At 68.1% G+C, this 7,591-nt stretch carries 6 protein-coding genes; 3 read left to right on the top strand and 3 right to left on the bottom strand.

Translation table 11 applies throughout. The features are described 5' to 3' along the window. Positions 1 to 206: 206 nt before the first annotated feature. Both AUL34_RS06120 and AUL34_RS06115 read right to left on the bottom strand, forming a co-directional pair. Positions 207 to 668: an RpiB/LacA/LacB family sugar-phosphate isomerase gene (locus AUL34_RS06120; protein WP_061932224.1), complete on the bottom strand. Its 462-nt coding sequence runs from the start codon at positions 666 to 668 to the stop codon at positions 207 to 209. 109 nt (positions 669 to 777) lie between these two features. Then, entirely contained in the window at positions 778 to 1,752 is a 975-nt protein-coding gene (locus AUL34_RS06115) for a sugar-binding transcriptional regulator (protein WP_061932221.1), read from the bottom strand. A gap of 225 nt (positions 1,753 to 1,977) precedes the next feature. Between AUL34_RS06115 and tkt the strand changes: the two genes are divergently transcribed. The 3 genes from tkt (at position 1,978) to fba (ending at position 5,921) form a co-directional block, all read left to right on the top strand. Continuing rightward, the gene (gene tkt, locus AUL34_RS06110; RefSeq protein WP_274532648.1) at positions 1,978 to 3,981 is read left to right on the top strand and encodes a transketolase; all 2,004 of its coding nucleotides are present in this window, start codon (positions 1,978 to 1,980) and stop codon (positions 3,979 to 3,981) included. 88 nt (positions 3,982 to 4,069) lie between these two features. Then, on the top strand, positions 4,070 to 4,834 hold the full coding sequence (locus tag AUL34_RS06105) for a triose-phosphate isomerase (RefSeq protein WP_061932219.1): 765 nt from the start codon (positions 4,070 to 4,072) through the stop codon (positions 4,832 to 4,834). A 19-nt stretch (positions 4,835 to 4,853) separates the two neighbouring features. Next, positions 4,854 to 5,921, top strand: a complete 1,068-nt coding sequence (gene fba / locus AUL34_RS06100; protein WP_061932217.1) for a class II fructose-bisphosphate aldolase — start codon at positions 4,854 to 4,856, stop codon at positions 5,919 to 5,921. A 19-nt stretch (positions 5,922 to 5,940) separates the two neighbouring features. Here fba and AUL34_RS06095 read toward each other — a convergent pair whose 3' ends face one another. After that, positions 5,941 to 7,575, bottom strand: a complete 1,635-nt coding sequence (locus tag AUL34_RS06095; RefSeq protein ID WP_061932215.1) for a GMC family oxidoreductase — start codon at positions 7,573 to 7,575, stop codon at positions 5,941 to 5,943. Positions 7,576 to 7,591: the final 16 nt, after the last annotated feature.

Below are 7,591 nucleotides of genomic sequence, written 5' to 3'. Positions count from 1 at the left end.
TCCGTTCGACGGTTCGGGCACGGCGGTGATCCCGGGCCAGTTCACGGACTTCCGCTCGAACGGCGACTTCGACTTCCACACGGTCACCGCGAAGCTGTCCTACCGCTTCAACTAAGCCTCCGGGCCCTTTGGCTCACACTTGAAAAAAGCCCGCCGCGTCGAAGGACGCGGCGGGCTTTTCGTTTCAAACGCTCTGAAAACTCGGGTCAGCCTGCGTTGTACTTGCGGTCGAGGGCGTCGATGGCGTCGACGTTCGAAGCCGACGAGCCTGCCGGGTCGAACTCCGACTCCAGGTACTTGTCGACTATCGCCTTGGCGAGTTCGGGGCCGATGACCCGCGCACCCATCGTGATGATCTGCGCGTTGTTGCTCTTGGCGGCGCGCTCGGCCGAATAGGTGTCGTGGGTCAGAGCGGCACGGATGCCCGGCACCTTGTTGGCTGAGATATTGACGCCGATCCCGGTGCCGCAGCACAGGACCGCACGGTCGTATTCGCCGTCGACCACCGCGCGCGCGATGCGCTCTGACGTCGTGGCGTACTTTTCGGCCGATCCATCCGGTGCCTGGCTGGCGTCCACGACCGTCAGGTTCGCGCGGTTCGCCAGATGGTCCTTGATCGCCTGGACGAGGGGCTGACCGGCGCTGTCGCCGCCGAGGATGATCTTCATGGGGTCTCACCTGATCGATTGGAACATCGGCCCACACGCTGTCGGCCGACGGCGCCGAGGGGCGCCTTTGAGATCATAATATCGTAGCCCTGTGCAAACGATCAAGCATTCATCCGCGCTCGCGGGTGGCCTGATCGAGCGCCAGAATGCCGTGGGCGTTGGCCAGCGATGTCGCGATCACGTCGATGGCGCCGGTGCGAAGGGCTGCGAGGATCGGCATCGCCTTCGTCGGCTCCGCGGCGACCGCGATCGCGGTCGGAATGGCGCGAATGTCGGCGAGACGCAGGCCGACCACGCGCCCGCCTAGGATCTCATTCCGCTCCCGGCCCTCAATGTCGTAGAAGTCGTAACCCATCAAGTCGCCGACGATGCCGGCCGCCCGTGCCGCCAGCAGCTCCTCGCGGCGGAACCAGCCCATGCGCGCCATATGGCTCGCCTCCCCGAGGTCGCCGACGCCGACGAGGGCGAATGCGGCGCTGCGGCCGAGGTCCAGCGTCTGCTTCACCGTCGGGTTGCGCATCAAGGCGGCGCGCAAGGTGGCGTCGGGAACGTAGGCGGGCGCGTAGAGCGTTTCGGGCACGCCGCCGAATCGGCGCGCGAGCTTCCGGCAGATGTGGTCGGCGTTGGCCGGCTCTCCCGCCTGGTGCGCCCCGCCGGTGGCGGAAACGAACGTCGCCGACTCCAGCATCGGGCGCCCGCGCGTTTCCGCAACGGCGGCGATGTTGCGCCCCATGCCGACGGCCACCACCGCGCCCTCGTGCAGCACCCGCTCCAGATAGTCGGCGACGAGCAGCGCCACTTCCGCCCGCTGCGCCTCGGGGTCGCGCCGGTCCACGGCGATCAGCGCGGCCTTCACCCCGAACCGCTCCTGGAGCCGCCGCTCGAGATCGGCTTCCACTGCGCGATGGACGCGGATGCGCACGTCTACGATTCCCGCCTCGCGCGCCTGGCGAAGCAGTCGGTTCACCTTCATGCGGGAGAGCCCGAGTTCGGTCGCGATCTCCGCCTGCGTCGCCTGCCCCTCGTAGTAGCGGCGAGCCACCTGCATCATCGCATCGACATCGGCGGGTGCTACGGCGTCCATGGTGGCCCTTTCGGATCGGCCCCGCGCGGGTTCGGCACGCGCAACTCTATGCGTTCATATGACAGACACGCGTTCATATGAACAAATTTCATCGGCCGGACATTGATTCAAGCGGCTGCCCGTGTTTCTGGTGACGGACCACAAGGCGAGACCGGCATGGCCGGTCGCGCCGCAAGGAGGCCCCGCGACGACGCGCGGGCCGCGATCGAGGGAAACGAGGACACCGTGGATACGACACAAGCTCCCAGCCTGGATGCCAAGGAAATCCGCGCGATGGCCAGCGGCATCCGCTTCCTGTCGATAGACGCGGTGGAAGCGGCGAAGTCGGGCCACCCTGGCATGCCGCTCGGGATGTCGGACGCGGCGACGGTGCTGTTCAGCCGGTTCCTGAAGTTCGACGCCAAGCGTCCGCACTGGCCCGATCGCGACCGCTTCGTGCTGTCGGCCGGCCACGGCTCCATGCTCCTCTACAGCCTCCTGCACCTCACGGGCTACGAGGACTTCACGATCGACGAGCTGAAGCGCTTCCGTCAGCTCCATTCCAAGGCGGCCGGCCATCCCGAGTTCGGCGAGGGCGCAGGCATCGAGACCACGACCGGTCCGCTCGGCCAGGGCCTCGCCACCGCCGTCGGCATGGCGCTCGGTGAAAAGATCCTGCGCGAGCGCTTCGGCGAGGAACTCGTCTCGCACTACACCTACACGATCGCCGGCGACGGCTGCTTCATGGAGGGCGTCAGCCAGGAGGCGATCTCGCTGGCCGGCCACCTCAAGCTGAACAAGCTCATCGTCCTGTGGGACGACAACCGCATCACGATCGACGGCGCGACCGACCTCTCGACGTCGGACGACCTCGCAAGCCGCGTCGAAGCATCCGGCTGGGCCACCGCCGCCGTGGACGGCCACGATCCCGAGGCGGTGGCTGCCGCGATCGAGGCCGCGCGTCGCTCCGACAAGCCGACGCTGATCGCCTGCCGCACCACGATCGGCTACGGCGCGGGCAAGAAGGCCGGCACCTCCGGCGTCCACGGCTCGCCGATCGGCGCCGAGGGCATCGCCTACGCCCGCGACTATTTCGAATGGGCGCACGAGCCCTTCGTCCTGCCCGATGTCGTCACCGATTTCTGGAAGGCCGTGGGCCACCGCGGCGCGGCGGAAGCCGACGCCTGGGAACAGCGCCTCGCCGCGTCCGCCCACGCCGATGCCTGGAAGGCCCTGATGGCGGAAGGGCTCGACGGCGACGCGGCCGCGATCCTGGCCGACGTCAAGGCGACGTTCGCCTCCGAAGCGGCTTCCGTGGCGACGCGCAAGGCCAGCCAGACCGTCATCGAGGCTCTGGCGGCCAAGTCCGCCAAGCTGATCGGTGGCTCGGCCGACCTCACCGGCTCGAACCTGACGAAGGCCGGGGCGATGAAGCCGATCACGGCCACCGACGCCACCGGCAACTACATCTACTACGGCGTGCGCGAGCACGGCATGGCCGCCGTGATGAACGGCCTCTCGCTGCACGGCGGCTTCACCCCGTTCGGCGGCACGTTCCTGTGCTTCTCCGACTACGCGCGTCCGGCGATGCGCCTGTCGGCGCTGATGCACCAGCCGGTCGTCTACGTCATGACGCATGATTCCATCGGCCAGGGCGAGGACGGCCCGACGCATCAGCCGATCGAGCACCTCGCCTCGCTGCGCGCCATGCCGAACATGCTGGTCATGCGCCCGGCCGACGGCGTCGAGACCGCCGAGTGCTGGGAAGCCGCGCTGAACGCGACGAAGTCGCCGACGACGCTGGTCCTGTCGCGCCAGAACCTCAAGGCCCTGCGCACCGGGCAGCAGGGTGAGAACCTCTCGGCCAAGGGCGGCTACGTTCTCGCCGAGGCCGAGGGTGGCGCCCGACAGGTGACGATCCTCGCGACGGGCTCCGAGGTCGAGATCGCGGTGGCGGCGCAAAAGCTTCTGGCAGGGAGCGGCGTGCGCGCCGCCGTCGTGTCCCTGCCCTGCTGGGAGCTTTTCGCCAAACAGCCCAAGAGCTACCGCGACGATGTCCTCGGCTCGGCGCCGCGCATCGCCGTCGAGGCCGCCTCCCCGTTCGGCTGGACGCGCTTCGTGGACGAGGAGGACGACGTCGTCGGCCTGCCCGGCTTCGGCGCCTCGGCCCCCGGCGCCGACCTTTACAAGCACTTCGGGCTGACGCCCGAGAAGGTCGCCGAGAAGGCCCGCGCCAAGGCCGGCGCCTGATCCGCAACTCCCGTCCCGAACAGGGCCGGCCGATCGCATCGGCCGGCCCTGTCCGCATCTGCGCCGCACAACCGACAAGGCAATCGCGATGACCAAACGTCCCTGGATCGGCACCAGCTGGAAGATGAACAAGACGATCGCGGAGGCCGACGCCTTCTGCCGGATCGTCTCGGGTTCGTCCCTTGCACGCGACGACCGGGCGCAGCTCTTCGTGATCCCGCCCTTCACCGTCCTGCACCGGGTGGCCGACGCGCTCGGCGAGACCGACATCATCGTCGGCGCCCAGAACGCGCATTGGAAGGACGCCGGCGCCTGGACCGGCGAAGTCTCGCCCGTGCAGGTCAAGGACTGCGGCGGACGGCTCGTCGAGATCGGTCATTCGGAGCGTCGCGAGCATTTCGGCGAGACCGACGAGACGGTCGCCCTGAAGACCGAGGCCGCTGTCCGCCACGGCCTCGTGGCGCTCGTCTGCATCGGCGATACGCGCGAGGAATACGACGCCGGCCGCACGGCGGAGGCCCTTCGCCGCCAGACCGAAGCCCTGATCTCGCGCGTCGACTGGAGCCAGCCCGCCAAGGTGATCGTCGCCTACGAGCCGGTCTGGTCGATCGGCGAAGGCGGAACGCCGGCCGAGCCGGGCTTTGCGAACGAACAGCACGCCCGCATCAAGGAGCTGACGCGCGAGAAGCTCGGCTTCGCCCTGCCCGTCCTCTACGGCGGCAGCGTCAATCCCGGCAACTGCGTCGAGCTTGCCGGCCAAGAGCATATCGACGGCCTCTTCATCGGCCGGTCCGCCTGGAATGCGGAGGGTTACCTCTCCATCGTGTCCGACGTCGTCTCGTCCCTGTCCTGACCCCGCCCGGAGGAACCCTTTGGCCCTGATCACGCTTCGCCAGCTTCTCGACCACGCCGCCGAGCACAGCTACGGCGTGCCCGCCTTCAACATCAACAACATGGAGCAGGGCCTAGCGATCCTGGCTGCCGCGGCCAAGACGGACTCGCCCGTCATCCTTCAGGCGAGCCGCGGCGCGCGCGCCTATGCCAATGACATCATCCTCGCCCGTCTGATCGAGGGTTTGGCGGAAATGCATCCGGACATTCCGATCTGCATGCATCTCGACCACGGCAACAACGAAGCGACGTGCATCACCGCCATCCAGCACGGCTTCACCTCCGTGATGATGGACGGCTCCCTCAAGGAGGACGGCAAGTCGCTTGCCGACTACGCCTACAACGCCGCCATCACCCGCAGCGTCTCCGATATGGCGCACTGGTGCGGCGCTTCGGTCGAGGGCGAGATCGGCGTTCTCGGCAGCCTCGAGACCGGCGGCGGCGAGCAGGAGGACGGCCATGGCTTCGAGGGCACGCTCGACCACGACCAACTCTTGACCGACCCGGACGAGGCCGCCCGCTTCGTCGAGGACACGCATGTGGACGCGCTCGCCGTCGCGATGGGCACGAGCCACGGCGCCTACAAGTTCTCGCGCAAGCCCGATGGCGAGGTCCTCGCGATGAACGTCATCGAGGCGATCCACAAGAAGCTGCCGAACACCCATCTCGTGATGCACGGCTCCTCGTCGGTTCCCCAGGACCTGCAGGACATCGTCAACCAGTACGGTGGCGACATCAAACCGACCTGGGGCGTCCCGGTCGCCGAGATCCAGCGCGGCATCCGCCACGGCGTGCGCAAGATCAACATCGATACGGACTGCCGCCTGGCCCTCACCGGCGCGATCCGCAAGGTCTTCGCGGAGAACCCCGAGGAGTTCGACCCGCGCAAGTATCTCGGTCCCGGCATGGCCGCGATCACCAAGCTCGCGGCACAGCGCTTCGAGGAGTTCGGCACTGCCGGTCACGCCTCGGGCATCAAGCCGATCGACCTTGCCGACATGGCCAAGCGCTACAAGACCGGCAGCCTGAAGGTGTCGAACGCAGCCTGAGGGCGTCCGGGCGCGGCTCTCAAGCCGCCGCGCCCGCTCTCTGCGAGACGCCTGCGATCAGATCGACCGCGCGGCTCGCCAGCGCCATCACCGGCGCATTGGTGTTGCCGGATGGGATCATCGGCATCGCCGAACAATCGATCACCCGTAAGCCCTCCACCTCGCGTACGCGAAGCGCCGGATCGAGCACCGCCATCGGATCGGCGTCCGGCCCCATCGGGGCGGAGCCGACCGGGTGGTAGTTCGTCTTCACCGTCTTGCCGCAGAAGGCCTCGAGCCCCGCGTCGTCGGCCACGTCGCGGCCCGGCAGGAGTTCGTCCTTGATCCCGTCCGACAGCGGACGCGAGGCCAGAACCTCGCGTGCGAAGCGCAGTGAGGCGACGGTCAGGCGCAGGTCGTCGGGATGGCCGAAGAAGTTCGAGTCGACAAGCGGCATGGCGTCCGGATCGGCCGAGCGCAGCCGGACCGTGCCGCGCGCCTTCGGCCGCAGGAGGCACGATGTCAGCGTCACCCCGTGGCTGGGCTTGGCACTCGAGACGTCGCGATCGAGGTAGACGATCGGCGCGCAGTAGAGCTGGATCGTCGGACGCTCGCCGCCGTCCGGGTCGTAGAACAGACAGGATTCGATGCCCGTCGTCGTCACCGGGCCGGAGGCGAAGAGCATGTATTGCAGGCCGTTGCGAACCATCGGCCAGCCCTTGTCCTGCCCGAAATAGCCGCTCGGCCCCTTCGTGGTCGCGATCACGGGAACCTCATGGTGGTCCTGAAGCGCGGAGCCGAGACCGGGTAGATCCGCGACCACCTCGACCCCATGCTCACGCAGGTGATCGGCAGGCCCGAGGCCGGACAGCATCATGAGCTTGGCCGTGTTGTAGGTGCCCGCGGCGAGCAGAACCTCGCGGCCCGCGCGAACCGTCTTCACCTGTCCGTTCACCCGATAGGAAAGCCCCGTCGCGCGGCCGCCTTCGAACAGCACGCGATCGACCTGCGCTCCGGTGACGATCGTCAGGCGCTCGTCGTTCAGGAGGTCGGCGATGAAGGCCGTGACGGCGTCGCAGCGCTCCATCCGGCCGTTCCGAACGCCCATCGTGTGCTGCATCACTCCGACGCCGGCCTGCCGCGCGCCGTTGAAATCGGGGTTCAGCGGGATGCCCATCCCCTGCGCCGTCAGGAGATAGTCCTGCGTCGTGTCGCACAGGGCTCCGGGGTCGGAAACGAGGAGCCCACCGTCGATCCCGTGGTAGCGATCGTTGAACTTCGTGTTGCGCTCCAGCGCGCGGAAATGCGGCAGGAGGTCCTCGTAGGCCCAGCCCGAGCCCGAGCCGAGATACGCGTCCCAGCCATCGTAGTCCTCGCGCTGCCCGCGCATGTAGACCATGGCGTTGACCGCGCTGCCGCCGCCGAGCGCCTTGGCCTGCGGCACGATAGGTGCACGCCCGCCGAGGCGCGGCTGTGCGGCGGTCTTGTGCATCTCGAGGAAGTCGTCGCGCGCCAGATACTTCATGTACCCTGCCGGCATGCGCATCAGGCGGGCGGTACGGGCCGGCCCGCGCTCCAGGATGAGAACGCGCGCGCCGTGTTCGCGCACGAGGCGCATGGCGGCGACGCACGCCGCCGTTCCGCCGCCTGCGATAACGAAGTCGTATGCACTCATGGCGTTCCGTTTCCCC

The sequence above is a fragment of the Aureimonas sp. AU22 genome (assembly GCF_001463745.1).
In the GTDB taxonomy this organism is placed as follows: Bacteria; Pseudomonadota; Alphaproteobacteria; order Rhizobiales; family Rhizobiaceae; genus Aureimonas.
The sequence above is the reverse complement of the archived record's forward strand: the minus strand, read 5'-3'. Positions and strand labels throughout refer to the sequence as shown.

What these genes read in the sequence shown, in the direction of transcription:
- AUL34_RS06120 (WP_061932224.1), bottom strand. Translation starts at nt 668, where the DNA reads ATGAAGATCATCCTCGGCGGCGACAGCGCCGGTCAGCCCCTCGTCCAG.
- AUL34_RS06115 (WP_061932221.1), bottom strand. Translation starts at nt 1,752, where the DNA reads ATGGACGCCGTAGCACCCGCCGATGTCGATGCGATGATGCAGGTGGCT.
- AUL34_RS06105 (WP_061932219.1), top strand. Translation starts at nt 4,070, where the DNA reads ATGACCAAACGTCCCTGGATCGGCACCAGCTGGAAGATGAACAAGACG.
- AUL34_RS06095 (WP_061932215.1), bottom strand. Translation starts at nt 7,575, where the DNA reads ATGAGTGCATACGACTTCGTTATCGCAGGCGGCGGAACGGCGGCGTGC.